14 protein-coding genes and 1 pseudogene are annotated in these 18,321 nt (G+C 74.4%); 3 read left to right on the top strand and 12 right to left on the bottom strand.

Features of this window, described 5'->3' with window-relative positions; translation table 11 throughout:
• Window positions 1-1,781: 1,781 nt before the first annotated feature.
• The 3 genes from O7613_RS06210 to O7613_RS06200 form a co-directional block, all read right to left on the bottom strand.
• On the bottom strand, window positions 1,782-3,284 hold the full coding sequence (locus O7613_RS06210) for a replication-associated recombination protein A (RefSeq protein WP_282292688.1): 1,503 nt from the start codon (window positions 3,282-3,284) through the stop codon (window positions 1,782-1,784).
• A 74-nt stretch (window positions 3,285-3,358) separates the two neighbouring features.
• Window positions 3,359-3,571, bottom strand: a complete 213-nt coding sequence (locus O7613_RS06205; protein ID WP_018785054.1) for a hypothetical protein — start codon at window positions 3,569-3,571, stop codon at window positions 3,359-3,361.
• A 62-nt stretch (window positions 3,572-3,633) separates the two neighbouring features.
• Complete coding sequence (locus O7613_RS06200; protein WP_282292686.1) at window positions 3,634-4,203, bottom strand: GNAT family protein; 570 nt, start codon at window positions 4,201-4,203, stop codon at window positions 3,634-3,636.
• A gap of 44 nt (window positions 4,204-4,247) precedes the next feature.
• Between O7613_RS06200 and O7613_RS06195 the strand changes: the two genes are divergently transcribed.
• Window positions 4,248-4,964, top strand: a complete 717-nt coding sequence (locus O7613_RS06195) for a GNAT family N-acetyltransferase (protein ID WP_282292685.1) — start codon at window positions 4,248-4,250, stop codon at window positions 4,962-4,964.
• A gap of 503 nt (window positions 4,965-5,467) precedes the next feature.
• On the opposite strand, the pseudogene O7613_RS06190 reads toward O7613_RS06195, so the two are convergent.
• From O7613_RS06190 to O7613_RS06150, 9 genes and pseudogenes are all read right to left on the bottom strand, one after another.
• Window positions 5,468-6,691 (bottom strand): annotated as a pseudogene (locus tag O7613_RS06190) (MFS transporter); the annotation flags it as partial.
• Window positions 6,688-7,296 carry a helix-turn-helix domain-containing protein gene (locus tag O7613_RS06185; protein ID WP_282292682.1) on the bottom strand — a complete coding sequence of 203 codons (609 nt, stop codon included), beginning with the start codon at window positions 7,294-7,296 and terminating at the stop codon, window positions 6,688-6,690. The pseudogene O7613_RS06190 and the gene O7613_RS06185, both read right to left, overlap by 4 nt.
• A gap of 70 nt (window positions 7,297-7,366) precedes the next feature.
• Complete coding sequence (locus O7613_RS06180; protein WP_282292680.1) at window positions 7,367-8,176, bottom strand: sugar nucleotide-binding protein; 810 nt, start codon at window positions 8,174-8,176, stop codon at window positions 7,367-7,369.
• Window positions 8,176-9,981: an aspartate--tRNA ligase gene (gene aspS / locus O7613_RS06175; protein ID WP_282292679.1), complete on the bottom strand. Its 1,806-nt coding sequence runs from the start codon at window positions 9,979-9,981 to the stop codon at window positions 8,176-8,178. The genes O7613_RS06180 and aspS overlap by 1 nt, the downstream gene beginning before the upstream one ends.
• Before the next feature lie 76 nt (window positions 9,982-10,057).
• Window positions 10,058-11,671 (bottom strand): MFS transporter, encoded by a 1,614-nt coding sequence (locus O7613_RS06170; RefSeq protein WP_282292677.1) that lies wholly within the window; start codon window positions 11,669-11,671, stop codon window positions 10,058-10,060.
• A 139-nt stretch (window positions 11,672-11,810) separates the two neighbouring features.
• Window positions 11,811-12,857 carry a S1 family peptidase gene (locus O7613_RS06165; RefSeq protein ID WP_282292675.1) on the bottom strand — a complete coding sequence of 349 codons (1,047 nt, stop codon included), beginning with the start codon at window positions 12,855-12,857 and terminating at the stop codon, window positions 11,811-11,813.
• A 304-nt stretch (window positions 12,858-13,161) separates the two neighbouring features.
• Window positions 13,162-14,097: an acyl-ACP desaturase gene (locus tag O7613_RS06160; RefSeq protein ID WP_282292673.1), complete on the bottom strand. Its 936-nt coding sequence runs from the start codon at window positions 14,095-14,097 to the stop codon at window positions 13,162-13,164.
• A gap of 51 nt (window positions 14,098-14,148) precedes the next feature.
• Window positions 14,149-15,483, bottom strand: coding sequence for a histidine--tRNA ligase (hisS, locus tag O7613_RS06155; protein ID WP_281583751.1), 1,335 nt, complete (start codon window positions 15,481-15,483; stop codon window positions 14,149-14,151).
• A gap of 48 nt (window positions 15,484-15,531) precedes the next feature.
• Window positions 15,532-16,245, bottom strand: coding sequence for an MBL fold metallo-hydrolase (locus O7613_RS06150; protein WP_282292671.1), 714 nt, complete (start codon window positions 16,243-16,245; stop codon window positions 15,532-15,534).
• A 258-nt stretch (window positions 16,246-16,503) separates the two neighbouring features.
• Between O7613_RS06150 and O7613_RS06145 the strand changes: the two genes are divergently transcribed.
• Together O7613_RS06145 and O7613_RS06140 are read left to right on the top strand one after the other, a co-directional pair.
• Window positions 16,504-17,373: a peptidylprolyl isomerase gene (locus O7613_RS06145; RefSeq protein ID WP_281583753.1), complete on the top strand. Its 870-nt coding sequence runs from the start codon at window positions 16,504-16,506 to the stop codon at window positions 17,371-17,373.
• Between the two features lie 86 nt (window positions 17,374-17,459).
• Entirely contained in the window at window positions 17,460-18,296 is an 837-nt protein-coding gene (locus O7613_RS06140) for a peptidylprolyl isomerase (protein ID WP_282292670.1), read from the top strand.
• Window positions 18,297-18,321 lie beyond the last annotated feature (25 nt).

Below are 18,321 nucleotides of genomic sequence, written 5' to 3'. Positions count from 1 at the left end.
CGGCGTGGGCGAGCCCGCGCCCTGGACCGGGCCGCCGGAGACGGGCGCGGTGGCGCCGGGAAGGGCCGGGGCGTTTCCGCTGCGCGGCACGGCCACCGGCCGGTCCGGCTCCACGGCGGCCCGGCGGCCGGCACCCGGCACGGGCCGGGCGGGGTCGACCCCGCCGGCCGCTGCGTCGTCCGGCCGAGCACGGCGACCCGCGCCGGGGACCGGCCGTACCCCGGCCGGCGGCATGTCGTCCGGCCGTGCGTGGTGGCCCGGACCGGGGACCGGCGGTGCGCCTGCCGGGTCGTCGTCGGGCCGCGCCCGCCGACCCGCGGCGCCGGCCGGCGCATCATCACGCCGCGCGCGCCGACCCGCCGCCATGTCGGCCGGCACGTCATCCGGGCGTACGCGCCGCCCCGCCGCCATGTCGGCCGGCACGTCATCCGGGCGTACGCGCCGCCCCGCCGCCGTACCCGGCGGCATGCCGACCGGCACGTCGTCCGGTCGCGCGCGCCGACCCGCGCCGGCGGTCGGCTGAAAGCCACCGGAGTCGTCAGAGGCGTCGGGTCGCGCCCGGCGTCCACCGGGGCCGCGCCGGACCGCCGGGTCGACTCCGGCCGGGTGGACGTCGGTCTCCTGTACGCCGTGCCGGCCACGCGGGGTGGGTGGCGTCGACATCCGAGGGTCGTCGACGTCCCCGGCCGGCGGCCGGCCCGGGGCCGGATCGACCGGTCCGCGGTTGGGCACGGGCCCGGCGAAGCCCGGACCGTTCGAGGGCCCGCCCCGGGGACCGGCCGGGCCGACGGGACGGTCGGGGACCGGCGGTTGCTGGCCGGTGGGGCCGTCCGCGCCGCGACCGGATGGCCGGCCACCCGGCCGGGGCGCCTCGGGTACTCCGGGCCAGGGGCCGTCCACCGGACGACGCGGGCCGGTCGGATCGGAGCCCGCGGGGTGGACGGGCGGGGGCCCGTCGGGGCCGCGCTGCGCGACCGGGGCACGGGAGTCAGTCCGGTCGACGCCCGGAGGCATCTGCGGGCCGGGACGAGCGGCGCCCCGAGGAACGTCTCCGCCGGGACGACCGGCGCCCGGAGGCAGCGCGGCTCCGGGCGGCATCGCGGCCCCGGGACGACCGGGGGGCGGCGGCACCTCAGCGCCGGGGTGGCTGGCGCCCGGAGGCGGTGCCGGGGCGCGTCGGCCGGTGTGCTCGGGTCGGCCGGTGTGCTCGGGTCCGCCTGGGTGGGGGCGGCCGGGCGCCTGCGGCGCGGAACCGGCCGGGCCGGCTGCCGGTGACGGACCCGGGCGGCCCCCCACAGGTGACTGCGCACCCGGCCGAGCCGACGCCGGAGAGTGCGGACCCGGCGGAACCGATCCCGGAGGCTGCGGCCCTGGCCGACCCCCCACCGGAGGCTGCGGACCCGGCCGACCGGCGGCCGGAGGCTGCGGGCCGGGCCGACCGGCGGCCGGAGGCTGCGGGGCCGGTCCGCCGGTTGCCGGTGGCACACCGGGGCCGGGTCCGGCGGAACCGGGAGATGCCAGGTCCGGCCGGGACGGACGGCCCGGCTCGGCCGTGGGCGCACCGGGCCGAGGCGGCGTGTCGGCCGGGGCGTCCCCGTCCGGACCGAGCTCGCCGCGCTGCTGCTTGGCCGTACGCAGGTCGTCGATCCAGCCGAACTCCTCGCCCGGCACCGTCTGCTCCGGCTCGGCCTCGGCTCGACCGCGCCCCCACCGCCGTCCCTTGGCCCGCGGGTCACGCCGCTCGTCGGGGCCGTCCGCCGGCCGATCCGGACTACGCGCCATCACTGCTGACCCCCCTCGGCGGCGTCGCCGCCGCCCTCGTTCGCCCCGCCCGCCGGCTCGGTGCCGTCCGCCCGCGCCCCGGTCGCGGCTGCCGGCGCACCGGCCTCCCCCCGCGTCACAGGTGTGGGCAACCCGCGGACGATCCGGCGCAGCACCGGCAGCCGGGTGGCCACCGTCCGCTCCGCGCCGTGCCCACTGGGCCGGTAGTAGTCGGTCCCCACGAGGTCGTCCGGAGCGTACTGCTGGGTGACCACCCCCCGGTGGTCGTCGTGCGGATAGCGGTAGCCCGCCCCGTGCCCGAGGCCGCGCGCTCCGGAGTAGTGGGCGTCGCGCAGCCCGCGCGGCACCGGACCGCCCCGACCGGCGCGTACGTCGGCGACGGCGGCGCCGATGGCGGTGGTGGCCGAGTTCGACTTCGGGGCGGTGGCCAGGTGGATGACCGCCTGGGCGAGGTTGAGCTGCGCCTCGGGCAGGCCCACGTATTCGACCGCGTGCGCGGCGGCGGTGGCCACTGTCAGCGCGGCGGGATCGGCCATCCCGACGTCCTCGCTGGCGAAGATCACCATGCGGCGGGCGATGAACCGGGCATCCTCGCCGGCCACAAGCATCCGGGCCAGCCAGTGCAGTGCCGCGTCCACGTCCGAGCCGCGCATGCTCTTGATGAAGGCGCTCGTCACGTCGTAGTGGGCGTCGCCGTCCCGGTCGTAGCGGACCGCCGCCACGTCGACCGCCTGCTCGGCCACGGCGAGGTCGATCCGTCCGGCGCCGGTGGCGGTCGCGGTGGCCGCCGCCGCCTCCAGCGCGGTGAGCGCCTTGCGGACGTCGCCGCCGGCGAGCCGGACCAGGTGGTCCTCCGCCTCCTCGGTGAGCACCAGCGCGCCGCCGAGACCGCGCTCGTCGATCACCGCGCGGCGCAGCAGCCCGCGGACCGCGTCGTCGTCGAGCGCCTGGAGCGTGAGCAGGACACACCGGGACAGCAGCGGCGAGATGACCGAGAAATAGGGGTTCTCGGTGGTCGCCGCGAGCAGGGTGACCGTGCGGTCCTCGACGGCGGCGAGCAGCGAGTCCTGCTGGGTCTTGCTGAACCGGTGCACCTCGTCGATGAAGAGCACTGTCGGCGGGCCACCGGAGCGGCGCTGCCGTCGGGCGGTCTCGATGACCGCGCGGACGTCCTTCACCCCGGCGGTCAGCGCGGACATCGCCACGAAACGTCTGTCGGTGGCGCGTGCGACGAGGTGGGCGATGGTGGTCTTGCCGCTGCCGGGCGGGCCCCAGAGGATGACCGACATCGGCGCCGCGCCCTCGACCAACTGCCGCAACGGCGCGCCGGGAGCGAGCAGATGGTCCTGACCGACCAGCTCGTCGATGCCGGCCGGTCGCATCCGCACCGGCAGCGGAGAATCCGCCCGGGTGGCGGTGAACCCGTCGCCGCCGCCGAGAGCCGCGGGAGCGTCGGGCGCTCCGGCGGGCTCGCCGAGGGTGAAGAGGGCGTCGGATTCCATCCCGAGAACAGTACCGGGCCGGGCCGACGACGCCGGAATCGCGCCGCCGACCCGACCCAGGTGGTCGTTTCCGGTCAGCCGCGACCCGGACGGCGACCCCGGTACCAGCGACCGCCACCGCCACCGCGCGGGCCGGAGCCGACCCCGGCCAGGTAGAGCGAGAGCAGCAGGAAGCCGATCAGCATGAGGGTCGAGGTGCTGAACAGATCCGGGGCGCCGAGGTCGGTGTTCATGAAGTCGAGAAGCAGCGCGAAGCCGAACACGATGGCCGCGAGAATGGCGAGCATGTCGTTCCTCCGGTGGGGGTTCCCAGTAGGTCGGCGACGGATGTACCCGATCGGTCTGTTCGTCAATCTCCACCGTGGAACCGGTCGGTGGCGAGAATCGCGTACCGCGCCGAGTCCCGCCAGCGACCCCGTACGAGGAGGTGGTCGCGACTCACCCCCTCCGAACGCAGGCCGGCCTTCTCCAGCACCCGTCGGGACGCGGCGTGGTCGGGCCGGGTCGTCGCCTCCACCCGGTGCAGCCCCACCTGCCCGAACGCGAGATCCAGCAGCAGTCGCGCGATCTCCGTGCCCAGTCCGGTGCCCGAGAACGCGGTACGCACCGCGTAGCCGATCTCGCCGCGCCGATGCTCGACCGACGTCACGGTCAGCACACCGAGGCCGACCAACCGGTCGCCGTCGACCGCCGCGAGGCGGTACGCCGGGCGCGGGTCGCCGCCGGCCGTCTCCCGCCACGCCGTCAGCGCGGCGCGGACCGCGTCGAGGGTGGGTGTCTCGTCGTCCAGCAGCCCGTCGGCCACGGCCGGCTCGCTCAGCAACGCGTACAGCGCCGGCGTGTCCGCGTCGGTCCACTCGCGCAGCACACAGCGCGGACCGGGCAGGTGCACCGCCCGGACGGAGCGGATGGGGGTCATGACCTCTCCTCTCGTAGGCTGGCGGCATGATCGCCGCCGACTAGGTGCTGACCGGACGGGACGCGCTGCTCGCCGCGACCGGCCACCACCCGTACGTCCGGCACGCGCTCCGGCGCGACCAGGCCGTACGCGGGTGGCGGCGCGAGGGCACGGTCGGTTGGCTGCTCCCGCCGGGCGAGTCGTCGGCCGGCGGCGCGGTCGGCGCGCCCGGCCCGGCCCTGGACGCCTTCGCCGACCTCTGGGCGGACGGAACGCTGCGGCCCGGCCAGTCGGTGAACCTGCCCCGTGCCACGGCCGCCGAGGTGGCCGCGCGCCTGCCGGTGGCCCGGACCGGCGAGTGGGACTTCCTCTGGGCCACCGACCCGCCCGCGCGGCAGCCGGGACAGGAGCGGGTGGTCCGGCTCACCGGGGCCGACCACCCCGCGCTGGCCGCGCTCGTCGAGGAGGCATACCCCGGCACCACCTCCCGGCCGGGCGATCCGGGCATCGTCGACTGGTACGGCATCCGGGACGGCGAGCGCCTCATCGCCTGCGGCGCCGACCGCAGCCGGGGTGACATCGGTTTCCTGGCCGGGCTGACCGTGGCGCCCGGGGATCGCGGCCGGGGCCTGGGCGCGGCGCTGACCGCCGGGATGACGCGCGCGCTGTTCGCCCGGTACGACCAGGTGGCGCTGGGCGTCTACACCGTCAACGTCGGCGCGATCCGGCTCTACCGCCGGCTCGGCTTCACCGGCACCGCGCCACGATCGCCCGCTCCATGATCGGCGGCTCGACGGCGTGCGGCGGGAACCGGTTGGCGACGTGGCCGCGGCCCGGCGAACGGGGTGGGGTGACGCGACGGAGGCCGCCGGGTGGACGTGCGTGTTGCTACAAACTTGATGGCACAGATGGATCGGGCGCTGTCCGCTCTTCCGGTGCCCGGCGTGAGTCGTTCGTGTCATCAAGTTTGTAGCCTCCGGTGACCTCGTCACCCGGCGCCGGGTGACATCCGTCAGATGGACCGGCCTGCGGCCCCAGCTCCACCGCCGGCCCCCGCCCCCGCCCCCGCCCCCGCGCCGGCCCCGGCGTCAGTTCCCGCGCCGGCGGATGGTGCCCTCACCGGAACGGCCACCGGACCGGGGCCGGCGGGGCTCCCGTCGGGACCGGTGGCGGGGACCGGACCTACCACGGGGCGCGCAACCTCAGACTCGGCAGCCCCGGACTCCGCGAATTCGGGCTCGACGGCCCCGGGCTCGGCGGCTCCGGAGCGCGCGGCGGCCCGGCTGGCGCGCCAGGCCGGCAGGTAGAGCGGCGCGGCCACGGCGAGCATCACGGCGCCGACCAGCATGGCGACGCTGATGCTCGTGACGTCCGCCAGCGCGGTCAGCACCACCGCGCCGAGCGCACCGGCCGGCTGGGCCATCATCGAGTTCAGCGACAGCACGCTGGTCCGGTACGGGCCGTCGACCTGGCGGTGCAGCAGCCCCATGTGCAGCGGATTCGACGCGCCGTGCACGGTGTAGCAGGCCAGGTACGCGATGAGCACGCCGACCGGGCCGGCCAGCAGACCCATGCCGACCACTGTCCCGCCCTGGAGCACGCGCATCAGCGCGGCGGCCGGGGCGGCCCCGAGGCGGCGCAGCAGGAACGGGGTGAGCGCGGCGCCGGCCGCGTTGGCCAGCCAGGCCGCCGAGCCGGCGGGACCGAGCAGCGCCGCCGCCCGGTCGGCGTCACCGACCACCTCGGAGAGCCGGACCGGCAGCAGCGACTCGAACGTGACCATGCCGAAGCCCCAGAACAGCTCGACCGCGACCAGTGCCAGCAGGACCCGGTTGCGGCGCAGCAGGCCGACGGCGTGGCCGACCATCCGGGGTGCCTCCAACACCGAGGCGCGCAGCGCGGCCGGGCCCGAGGCCGGGCGCTGTTCGGCCATGAGCGCCAGCAGCGCCACGATCGAGACCGCCTGGAGCGCGACGGCGACAAGCACCGGCAGGGTCAGCGCGCTGACCGGCCCGATCGGGCCGAGGGCGACCAGGCCGCCGCCGAGCAGCGCGCCGGCGCCGATGGCGACGCCGATGACGGTGCCGGCCCAGCCGAGGCCGCGCTCGTACTCGGCGTCCGGGTCGGCGGCCAGTGTGGCATCGACGTACCAGGACTCCAGCGGGCCGCTGTCGAGCGCCCGGTAGACCCCCTGCAACGCCCAGACCAGGAAGAACATCCAGAACGAGTCGGCCACCGCCATCAGCGCCAGGGAGGCCAGGCCGACCATCCAGGCGACCAGCAGGACCGGCTTGCGACCGAGCGCGTCGGCGAAGCCGCCGGTGGGCAGCTCCAGCGCCAGCACGACCAGGCCCTGCGCGGTGGCGACCAGGCCGATCTGGGACAGCGTCAGCCCGCGCTCCTGCATCAGCAGGATCATCACGGTCATGAGCAGGCCGCTTGGTAGCCAGCGCAGGCCGTAGAGGGTGAGGTAGCGGAACCGGATCTGACGTACGGACAGGGCGCTCACTGCTTCTCCTCGGTGGTCGACATGACCGGGCCCAGCGGGAAGGCGGCGAGGTAGAGCTGCACCAGCTCGGCGTCGGGATCGTCGGGGTCGGTCTCGTCGCGGTGGCGCTCGAAGACCGCGAAGACCTCCGCCTTGATCGCCTCGAGGCGGGTGGCCGGTATGCGCATGAAGAAGTCACCCATGCCGAACGCGTCGCGCCAGTCCGCCGACCACTCGTGCCGCCGGGCGGACCACCGCTCGGCGTGGTGCGCGAAGAAGCGGAAGTAGTCCGCCTCGATCCACTCGATCGCGGCGCGCGCGTCCGGGTCGTCGTCGAAGTCGCTGCTCTCCCAGTTGGTCACGTCGTGCGCGGCCCGCCAGAACCGCTGCCGGGCGGTGCCCAGATTCGGGTCTTCGACCACCATGCCCACCTCGGCGAGCTGGCGCAGGTGGTAGCTGGTCGCGCCGGTGTTGGTGCCGAGCAGCTCGGCCAGCCGGGTCGCGGTGGCCGGTCCGTTCACCCGCAGCGCGCCGACCAGGCGCATCCGCATCGGGTGGGCGAGCACCCGGACCTGTCGGTGGTCGAGCCGCACCTGACGCGGCTCGGGCTTCTCCGCACGTTCCATGAGTGCACAATAACTGTGCATACTTTCTATGCACAAGACCCATGCAAAGAGATTGTGCAATTCGGGTCGGTCAGGCGAACAGCTCGGCGACGCCGCGCAGGCGGGTCCGGAGCAGGCCGGCGGCGCGGGTCGAGTCGAGGCGTACCTCGACCGGGCGGTGCAGGCCGGCGGCGACCGTGGTGGTGGTCCGCAGCCCGGCCGGGTCGACGCCGAGCCGGCGGGCCAGCAGCCGCCCGATGTCGGCGCGGCTGACCTGGTCCGGGCCGGCCACGTTGAGCGGGCCGGCCAGCTCGGTAGGCAGCAGTTCCAGCACCGCCGCGGCCAGGTCGGTGACGTCGACCGGGCAGCGGATCTCGTCACTGAACAGCGTGGCCCGGCCGGCGAGCGCGTCCCGGCACCGCTGGATCTGCTTGCTCCCCTCCCCCAGGATCAGCGAGGTCCGCACCAGCAGCGCGGCCGGGTCCACCGCCCGCACCGCCGTCTCGGCCGCCGCCTTCGCCGCCCCGTACGGATACACCGGTGAGGGCGTCTCGTCGTCGGCGTACGGCTCCGGCCGACCGGCGTGCAGCGCGTCGCTGGACAGGTGCACCAGCCGCGCCCCCACCTCGGCGGCGGCGGACGCGACGTGGGCCGCCCCGTCGGCGGTGACGGCCCAGTCGTCGAAGCGGTACGGGGTGCTGACGACCGCGTCGGGGCGTACCCCGGTCAGCAGCGCGCGCACGGCGGCGCGGTCGGTGACGTCGAGCCGGCGCGACGCGACGCCCGGCGCCGCGACGGCGGCCCGGTGGTGGGTGCCGACCACCCGGTGCCCGGCGGCGACCGCCTGGCGGCACACCTCCCCGCCCAGGAACCCGCTGGCACCCACCACGAGCAGGTGCATCAGGTCGGGTCGGCCACCGGGGCGGCCGGGCCGGCGGTGCCGGCGTGCGGGGCGGCCGGGGCCTTCGGCTTGGCGTCGATGCCGGCCTCGGCGCGCTGCTGCCCGGTGATCGGGGTGGGCGCGCCGGTCAGCGGGTCGAAGCCGCCACGGGTCTTCGGGAACGCGATCACCTCGCGGATCGAGTCCGCGCCGGCCAGCAGCATGCAGACCCGGTCCCAGCCGAACGCGATGCCGCCGTGCGGCGGCGCGCCGTACTTGAACGCCTCCAGCAGGAAGCCGAACTTGTCCTGCGCCTCGTCGGCGGTGATGCCGAGCAGGTCGAACACCCGCTGCTGCACGTCGCCCCGGTGGATACGGATCGAGCCGCCGCCGATCTCGTTGCCGTTGCAGACGATGTCGTACGCGTAGGCGAGCGCCCGGTCCGGCGCGGACTCGAACCGGTCCACCCACTCGGCGTTCGGCGAGGTGAACGGGTGGTGCACGGCGGTCCAGCCGCCGTCGTCGGTCGGCTCGAACATCGGCGCGTCGACCACCCAGCAGAACGCCCACGCGCTCTCGTCGACCAGCCCGGCCCGCTTGGCGATCTCGATCCGGGCCGCGCCGAGCAGCTCCTGCGCCTCCCGGGTGTTCGTGCTCGCGGCGAAGAAGACCGCGTCGCCGGGCTTCGCGCCGACCGCGTCGGCCAGGCCCGCGAGGTGCGCCTCGGAGAGGTTCTTCGCCACCGGGCCGCGCGCCTCGCCGGTCTCCGCGTCGAGCACCACGTACGCCAGGCCGCGCGCGCCGCGCGCCTTGGCCCAGTCCTGCCAGCCGTCCAGCTCCTTGCGGCTCTGCGACGCGCCGCCCGGCATGACCACCGCGCCGACGTAACCACCCGCGTCGATCGCGCCGGCGAACACCCGGAACCCGGTGCCGCGCAGGTAGTCGGTCAGCTCGGTCAGCTCGACGCCGTAGCGCAGGTCCGGCTTGTCCGAGCCGTACCGGGCCATCGCGTCGTGCCAGGTGATCCGCGGAATGGGGCGGGTGATCTCGTGGTCGGCCAGCTCGGACCAGAGTTTCGCCACGATCGCCTCGCCGAGGTCGATCACGTCGTCCTCGGTGACGAACGACATCTCGATGTCGAGCTGGGTGAACTCCGGCTGCCGGTCGGCGCGGAAGTCCTCGTCCCGGTAGCAGCGGGCGATCTGGTAGTAGCGTTCCATCCCGCCGACCATGAGGAGCTGCTTGAACAGCTGCGGGGACTGCGGCAGCGCGTACCAGCTGCCCGGCTGGAGGCGCACCGGGACCAGGAAGTCGCGGGCGCCCTCCGGGGTGGAGCGGGTGAGCGTCGGAGTCTCGATCTCCAGGAAGTCCCGTTCGTGCAGCACCGTGCGGGCGAGCTGGTTGGCCCGGGAGCGCAGCCGCATCGCCCGCGCCGGGCCACCGCGGCGCAGGTCGAGGTAGCGGTACTTCAACCGGATGTCGTCGCCGGCCTCGATCTGGTCGTCCACCGGCAACGGGAGCGGCGCGGCCTCGGAGAGCACCTCCAGCGCGGCGGCGGTCACCTCGACCTCGCCGGTCGGCAGCTCGGGGTTCTCGTTGCCCTCGGGCCGGCGGGTCACCTCACCGGTGACCTTCACGCAGAACTCGTTGCGCAGCGCGTGCGCGTCCTCCTCGCGCAGCACCACCTGCACGACGCCGGAGGCGTCGCGCAGGTCGACGAAGACGACACCGCCGTGGTCGCGCCGGCGGGCCACCCACCCGGCGAGCGTCACCGTCGAGCCGGCGTCCGCGGCGCGCAGGCTTCCGGCATTGTGGGTACGGATCACGGCTGATGTCTCCTCATCGTCGGGCTGCCCCCGCATTCTGTCAGGGTGGACCGGCCGCCCTCCGGGCACCCGCCGGTCACCGCGGCTCGGCCGGCAGCAGGTGGCTGACCCGGATGTCGTCCTCGGCGAGCGCCCGGGCCCGTTCCTCCACCACCCGGTCCCCTCCGGTGAGCCGGCCGCTGTGCTGGCGCAGGTGCTCCTCCCACGTCGGCACCGCGTAGACCTCGACGAAGCCGTGCGCCCGCTCGCCGGCCCGGAACAGCCCCCAGCGGATCGCGCCGGTGCGCCGGCGGGACCGGCCGACCGCCCGCATCGCCTCGACGAACTCGGCCTGCCGCTCCGGGCGCACCGTGTACGAGACGGTGACCAGCACCGGGCCGTCGCGCGCCGGCGCCTCCAGCACCAGGTGCGGCTCGGGCCAGAACATCGCCGGGTCCCGGTTCACGCTCCCGGTCTCCCGCAGCGGCCAGAGCAGCACGCTGAGCGCCCCGGCCGCCATCACCACAGCCGCCACGGTGAGCGCGCCGACCAGGCCGATGACCTCACCGAGCGCGCCCCACGCGACCGCGCCGAGCGCCTGGCCGCCGGCGAAGACCATCTGGAAGACCGACAGGCCGCGGGCACGTACCCAGCCGGGCAGGAACAGTTGCATGGCCGCGTTCACGCTTGACAGCACCGTCATCCAGGCCAGCCCGGCGGGCAGCAGCGCGACCACCGCCACGGCCGGCACCGGCACCAGCGCGAGCACGGCGAGCACCGCCGCGTAGAGCAGCCCGGCCAGGAGCAGCAGTTGGTTGTTGGTGAGCGCCAGGCGGATCCGGGGCAGGACCAGAGCGCCGGCCACCGCGCCGACGCCGAGCGCGCCGAGCAGCACGCCGTACCCACCGGCGCCGAGACCGAGCCGGCGGCTCGCGACGAGCGGCAGCAGCGCCCACAGCGCGCTGCCCGGCACCACGAACAGGGCCGCCCGCAGCAGGATCCGGCGGACCACCGGAGAGTGCCGCACGTACCGGCCGCCGGCGCGCAGCGCGGCGGTGAACCGCTCCGGCGTGGCGACGTGGTCCCGGCGTCCCGGGCGCCAGCGCAGCAGCGTCACCGCGAAGATGGCGAACGTGGCCGCGTTGACCGCGAAGACCACCGGCACGCCGGCCTGGGCCACCAGCACGCCGGCCACCGCCGGCCCGACCGAGCGGGCCAGGTTGACGCTTATCGAGCCGAGCGCCGAGGCGGAGACGATCTGCGACCTGGGCACCAGCTCGGGGATGACCGCCTGCCAGGCGGGCAGTGTGAGCGCCTGGCCGACGCCGAGGCCGAAGGTGAGGGTGAGCAGCAGCGCCGGTGGCATCCGGCCGAGTGCGGTGAGCACGGTGAGCAGCGCCCCGACGGCGGCCAGGAAGCACTGCACGGCGATCAGCAGCCGCCGCCTGTCGAACGTGTCGGCGAGCGCGCCGGCCGGCAGCGCCAGCATCAGCACCGGCAGCATGCTGGCGGTCTGCACGAGCGAGACGAGCGTCGCCGCGCCGGGCCGGTCGACGAGCAGCCACTGGGCGCCGACGGTCTGCATCCAGATGCCGACGTTGCTGGCCAGCACCGCCAGCCACAGATTGCGGAACGCGGCCGACCGCAGCGGCGACCAGGCGGACGGCGGCCGGTCGTCCGCGTCACCCACGTCGGCCGGGGAGGCGTTCACCGGCCGGTACCTGTCCTGTCCACGGCCACACACTCCCACCCACCACCCGGCCCGGACCCACCCGGGTCCGGTGACCGCGGTTCCGGCACGCACGGAACGGGCCGCCGGTCGCCCGGCGGCCCGTTCGTTGGGGTACGGATCAGAAGACGCTCACGCCGTAGACGCTGAGCGGCTCGGTGACCGGCTGGAAGTAGGTCGTGCCACCGGTGCGGCAGTTGCCGCTGCCGCCGGAGGTGAGGCCGAGCGCGGTGCTGCCGCTGAACAGCGAGCCGCCGCTGTCGCCGCCCTCGGCGCAGACGTTGGTGCGGATCAGGCCGGAGACGCTGCCCTCGGCGTAGTTGACCGTCGCGTTGGTGGCCGAGACGGTGCCGCTGCGCAGGCCGGTGGTGCTGCCGGAACGCCGGACCGACTGGCCGACGTAGGCGTTACCGGCCGAGGTGATGTCCTGGTAGCTGCCGTTGTAGAGGTAGACGTTGCCGGCCGCGTTGGCCGAGTTGCTGTGCCGGACGATGCCGTAGTCGTTGCCCGGGAAGCTGGTGCCGGCCCGGGTGCCGAGCACGGACGTCTGGCCGGAGTTGGAGTACCAGGTCGAGCCCAGGTTGGTGCAGTGCCCGGCGGTGAGGAAGTAGTAGGTCGAGCCGCTGCGCACGTTGAAGCCGAGCGAGCAGCGGTAGCCGCCGGTGTAGATGGCCTGGCCGCCGGAGATCCGGGTGGTCAGGGTGCCGGCCTCGGCCTCGATCCGGACCGCGCCACCGGTGCGGGCGGCGGCGGCCTTGACCCGCTCCAGCTTGGCGCCGGTGACGGTGCTGTCCACCGAGACGACGACCTGGTTGGTCGCGGCGTCGGTCCACCAGGCGGTGCCCGGGATCTTGGCGGAGCGCTCCAGCTCCCCGGTGGCGGCCTTGAGCTGGTTGGCGCCGCGGGTGACGAGCTTCGGGGTGGCGCCGGCGGCGTGCACCTGGCGGGCGGCGGCGGCGTCGGTCACCGTGACGACCATCTTGCCGCTGGCGTCGGCGTACGTGCCGGCGGCGCGGTCGCCGAGCTTGGCGGCGAGGGTGGCGGCGGCGTCGGGCGAGGCGGGGGTGGGGGCCGCCTGGGCGGGCGCGCCGAGCAGCGAGCCGGTGACCAGGGTACCGGCCACGGCGACGGCGGCGGCGCGACAGAGCGTGGACCTCGTGGGTCGCATGTGACAACCTCCGAACGGGGGTGAACGGGCGCTGTGATGGGGACACGCCCGAGGACAACCCGGCCGACCTGGGGAAACCGTCCGGGCTGACCAAAGTATTCACATATTTAAGATCGTAAGCAAGACGCAAGTTTGCCCGGATTCGCACCGCCACCCGATGTAACGCCCGAGCAACAACATCGTCACCAGGTGTCAGACCCCCGCCACCCCGACCCCCGCACCACACGGGTGATCATGAGGTTGGCGGCACCAGCAGAGATCAACACCGCCGCCAACCTCATGATCACCGGATTGCCTTCGGGGGTTAGCGGGTGGGGGTCAGGCGGGCGGCGCGGGCGGCGCGGCGCTCCTCGAACCGGGACGCCTGGGTCTCCAGCGTGTCGAGCTGGGCGGCGATCTGCTCACGGGCGGCCTCGCCGTCGCCGTTGAGGCCGGTCACCTCGAACAGGTTCCACTGACGCAGCACCGGCACCACCACCTCGTCCCGGTGCTGGCGCAGGTCGTAGATGCCGGCCAGGGCGATCGCCACCGACTTGCGGGCGAAACCGTCGATGCCCACCCCGGGCATCTGGAAGTCGGCGAGCACGTCGGCGACCGCGCGCATGGCCTGGCTCGGCGCCAGCTCGAACGACGCGGCGAGCAGGTTGCGGTAGAAGACCATGTGCAGGTTCTCGTCCGCCGCCACCCGGGCCAGCAGCGCCTCGCAGGCCGGGTCGCCGGTGGCCCGGCCGGTGTTGCGGTGCGAGATCCGGGTGGCCAGCTCCTGGAACGACACGTACGCCAGCGAGTGCAGCACCTCGTCGTCGTGGGCGTTGCGGTAGCCGGCGGACATGTGCACCATCCGGGCCCGCTCCAGCGCCACCGGGTCGACGGCCCGGGTCACGGTGAGGTAGTCCCGGATCGCGGTGCCGTGCCGCCCCTCCTCGGCGGTCCACCGGTGCACCCAGGTGCCCCACGCGCCGTCCCGGCCGAACAGCGTGGCGATCTCGTGGTGGTAGGAGGGCAGGTTGTCCTCGGTGAGCAGGTTGACGATCAGCGCGGTGCGGGCCGCGTCGGGGATCGTCGAGTCCGCCGGTGACCATGCCTCGCCGCCGAGCGGACCGTCGAACGTGCGACCGGCGCTCCACGGCACGTACTCGTGCGGGAACCACTCCTTCGCCAGCGACAGGTGCCGGTCGAGGTTCTTCTCCACGACCGGTTCGAGTTCGGTGAGCAGAGCGGTCTGGCTGAGCACGGACACGACGTTCTCCCTACGGTGGCGTAACTTACGCCACCGTAGGTGCAATCGGCGTCAGGCGCCAGTGCCGGCGACCAGCGGCGCGAGGTCCGCCCGCGGCGGGGTCCACTCGCCCGCCGCGGCGGGCGCCTGCTCGCCGGAGCGGATGTCCTTCACCTCGTCACCGTCCGCGCCGGGGAACCAGACGTACGGGATGCCGCGCCGCTCGGCGTACCGGATCTGCTTGCCGAACTTCGCCGCGGACGGCGACACCTCGGTGGGCACCCCCCGCGAGCGCAGCGCCGCCGCGACCGCGTCGCTGGCCGCGCGGTCCTCCTCGGCGGTGACCGCGACAAGCACGCAGGTCGGCACCGACCGGGACACCGACAGCGCCTCGGCGCCGAAGAGCAGGCCGAGCAGCCGGGTCACCCCGATCGAGATGCCCACCCCGGGGAAGCGGACGTTGCCGGAGCTGGCCAGGTTGTCGTACCGGCCGCCGGAGCAGACCGAGCCGAACCGCTCATAGCCGACCATCTGCGTCTCGTAGACCGTGCCGGTGTAGTAGTCCAGGCCACGGGCGATGCGCAGGTCGGCGACGCAGAGCCCCGGCGAGTGCGCGGCGGCGGTCTCCATCACGGCGGTCAACTCGGCGATGCCCTCGTCGAGCAGCGGGTCGGTCACGCCCAGGGCGCGCACCGCGTCGGCGAAGGAGGCGTCCGGCGCGGAGATCTCGGCCAGCGCCAGGCATGCCTTGGCCTGCGCCTCGCTCGCCCCGGCGGCCTCCGCGAGCAGCTCGGCCACTTTCGCCGGGCCGAGCTTGTCGAGCTTGTCCACGGCGCGCAGCGCCGCCATCGGGTCGGTCAGCCCGACGCCCCGGTAGAAGCCCTCGCAGATCTTGCGGTTGTTGACCTGGATGCGCACCGGCGGGATGGGCAACGAGCGCAGCGCGTCGCCGATCACCAGCGGCATCTCGGCCTCGAAGTGCGCCGGCAGCGTGTCCCGGTCGACGATGTCGATGTCGGCCTGGAGGAACTCCCGGTAGCGGCCCTCCTGCGGGCGCTCCCCCCGCCACACCTTCTGGATCTGGTAGCGGCGGAACGGGAACTGGAGCTTGCCGGCGTTCTCCAGCACGTAGCGGGCGAACGGCACGGTCAGGTCGAAGTGCAGGCCGAGCGCGTCGTCGCCGGCCGGGCCGTCGGCGTCGGCCTGCAACCGGCGCAGCAGGTAGACCTCCTTCGAGGTCTCGCCCTTGCGCAGCAACTGGTCGAGCGGCTCGACCGAGCGGGTCTCCAGCGGCGCGAAGCCGTACAGCTCGAACGTGGCGCGGATCCGGTCCAGCACGAACTGCTCGATCATCCGCTGCGCCGGCGTCCACTCGGGGAAGCCGGAGATGGGCGTGGGCTTGCTCATGGCGTACTCCTTGATCCCGCGCGGACCGCGCGGGGATGGCACGGGCGGCTAGAGGCCGCGGGTGGGTGCGGCCGGGCGCGCGTCGCCCGCCACCTCGACGAGGTACGGGTTCGTCGCGCGCTCGCGGCCGACGGTGGTCGCGGGGCCGTGGCCGGGCAGGACGACTGTGTCGTCGGCCAGCGGGAGGACCTTGTCCCGGAGGCTTGCGAGCATGCGGGGCATGCTGCCGCCCGGCAGGTCGGTGCGGCCGATCGAGCCGGCGAAGAGCACGTCACCGGAGAGGCAGACCTCGTCCGCCTCCCAGGGCGAGCCGGCGCCCGGCAGCCGGAACAGCACCGACCCGCCGGTATGGCCGGGAGCGTGGTCGACGGTGATCTCCAACCCGGCCAGCGACAGCGTCGCGCCGTCGGTCAGCTCGGCCACGTCGTCCGGCTCGGTGTACGGCAGCCGCCCACCGAACAGCGCGGTGAGGTCCGCCGAGAGCGCCTTGGTCGGGTCGGCGAGCAGCTCGCGGTCGGCCGGGTGCACGTAGGCGGTGATGCCCCGCGCGCCGCAGACCGGCGCGACCGAGAACGTGTGGTCGAGGTGGCCGTGGGTGAGTAGCACGGCGGCCGGATGCAGGCGGTGCTCGGCGAGCACGGCGTCGAGCCGGTCGATCACCCCGATGCCGGGATCGACCACCACGCACTGCTCCCCCGGCCCGGTCGCCACCACGTAGCAGTTGGTGCCGAAGGCGTCCGCGGGAAAGCCGGCCACGAGCACGTCCGTCCCCTCTCCGTCCGGTCGTCGTCGTCGCTCAGCAGCCTAGTCGCACCGGCGAGCGGGTTTCTGCCGCCACCGGCACCGGGCGTCCCGCTGATCCCAGTGACCACATCCGATAAGCGCGTGCGGACCTCGTACACCACATTCACAGTCGGTACCCGTACACTCTGGCGGGCGTGTGGCGTGGCGCACCCCGATTCGCAGCGCGGGCGGTGCCGGCGACGCCGACGACGATCAGGCAGAGGAAGGGGAGCACCTGTGGCTTCCAGCAGGGACCGGCAGCGCAAACTGGCGCGGGCCAAGCTCGACCGGCAACTCGCCCGGCGGGCCGCGGCCGCGCGGCGTCGCCGGCAGATCCAGGCCGGTGTGGGCGCCGCGGTGGTGCTCGTGCTGATCGTGGCCGGCTCGGCCTGGGCGCTCGGCGCGTTCGACTCGGAGCCGGAGAAACAGGCCGCCGAGGACACCTGCCTCTGGACCCCGCAGGACGCCACCGGGAACACCAACCTCAAGGACGTCGGCACCCCGGCCACCCGGGACCTGCCCACGTCGGGCACCCGGCCGATGACTGTCACCACCAACCAGGGCGGGCCGATCACCGTCGAGCTGGACCAGGCCGCCGCCCCCTGCGGCAGCGCGAGCCTCGCCCACCTCGCCGGCCGGCAGTTCTACGACGACACCAAGTGCCACGAGATCACCAGCGAGGGCGCGCTGCGCTGCGGCGACCCGAGCGGCACCGGGATCGGCGGGCCGACCTACACGTTCTACGACGAGAACGTCCCCTCCGCGCCCGAGCCCAGCCCGTCGGCCTCGCCTGCCCCCGGCGAGCCGCCGGCGTACCCGAAGGGCACGGTCGCCATGATCGGTAGCCCGCCGGGCAGCAACGGCAGCCAGTTCCTGATCTTCTTCAAGGACTTCAACCCGGCCAAGCCGGCCTACAGCATCGTCGGCAAGGTCACCGGCGGGCTGGACGTGGTGGAAAAGATCGGCGCGCTGCCGACCGTCGACAACGGCGGCGGCGTCAAGGTCAAGCCGAAGACGGACGTGGTGATCCAGAGCCTCACCGTCGGCGAGCCGAACGCCTCGCCGCCCGCGCCGAGCGAGCCGGCGAGCAGCCCCAGCGCCGGATGACCCGCCGTTGAGCGGGCGTTGATCGACCTTTTGACTTGGCGGCGCCCGGCGCCGTCCCCCGGATACCCAGCAGGTGAGGAGTGACCGTGACGTCCACCAGAGACCGCCAGCGGGCGGCGGCGCGGGCCCGGCTCGAACGGGAGATGGCCGAGCGGGCCGGCAAGGCCCGCAAGCGCCGGCAGACGCAGGCGATCGTCGGCGCCGCCGCCGTGCTGGTGCTCGTCGTGGCCGGCACCGTCTGGCTCGTCACGTCGCTCGGCGACGACGACGAGAAGTCCGGCGACACCGCCGCCGCCGGCTTCGCCCAGTGCGCCTACACGGAGGTGCCCAAGGAGGGGCGTCCGGCGCAGATCAAGGACGTCGGGCTGCCGCCGACGCAGCAGGCCGACAAGGGCAGCCAGACGATGACGATCGAGACCAACCTGGGCCCGATCACCGCCAAGCTCGACCGGGCGGCGGTGCCCTGCACCGCCGGCAGTTTCACCCACCTGGCCAGTAAGGGTTTCTTCGACAACACCAAGTGCCACCGGCTGGTCACCGAGGGCATCAAGGTGCTCCAGTGCGGCGACCCGAGCGCGACCGGCAAGGGCTGGCGGGACACCGACGGCACCGGCGGGCCGAGCTACAACCTGGCCGAGGAGAACCTCCCCACCAACAAGCGCCCGCCGTACCCGGAGGGCGTCATCGCGATGGCCAACTCCGGCCAGCCCGGCAGCACCGGCAGCCAGTTCTTCATCGTGTACGGCGACAGCCAGCTCGACCCGAACTACACCGTGCTGGGCACCATCACCGGCGGCATGGACGTGGTAAAGCAGGTCGCCGCCGCCGGTGACGACGGCGCGTTCGCCGAGCAGGCCGGCGGTGGTCACCCGAAGAAGGAGATCGTGATGACCAAGGTCACGATGAGCGACATCGAGGGCTGACCCCGAGTCCGACGAGAAACGCCCG

The organism is Micromonospora sp. WMMD975, from assembly GCF_029581215.1.
In the GTDB taxonomy this organism is placed as follows: Bacteria; Actinomycetota; Actinomycetes; order Mycobacteriales; family Micromonosporaceae; genus Micromonospora.
This window is presented reverse-complemented; position numbering and strand designations above follow the sequence as displayed.

Coding starts and splice junctions, on each gene's coding strand:
- O7613_RS06210 (WP_282292688.1), bottom strand. CDS start 3,284: ATGGAATCCGACGCCCTCTTCACCCTCGGCGAGCCCGCCGGAGCGCCC.
- O7613_RS06205 (WP_018785054.1), bottom strand. CDS start 3,571: ATGCTCGCCATTCTCGCGGCCATCGTGTTCGGCTTCGCGCTGCTTCTC.
- O7613_RS06200 (WP_282292686.1), bottom strand. CDS start 4,203: ATGACCCCCATCCGCTCCGTCCGGGCGGTGCACCTGCCCGGTCCGCGC.
- O7613_RS06185 (WP_282292682.1), bottom strand. CDS start 7,296: ATGGAACGTGCGGAGAAGCCCGAGCCGCGTCAGGTGCGGCTCGACCAC.
- O7613_RS06180 (WP_282292680.1), bottom strand. CDS start 8,176: ATGCACCTGCTCGTGGTGGGTGCCAGCGGGTTCCTGGGCGGGGAGGTG.
- O7613_RS06165 (WP_282292675.1), bottom strand. CDS start 12,857: ATGCGACCCACGAGGTCCACGCTCTGTCGCGCCGCCGCCGTCGCCGTG.
- hisS (WP_281583751.1), bottom strand. CDS start 15,483: ATGAGCAAGCCCACGCCCATCTCCGGCTTCCCCGAGTGGACGCCGGCG.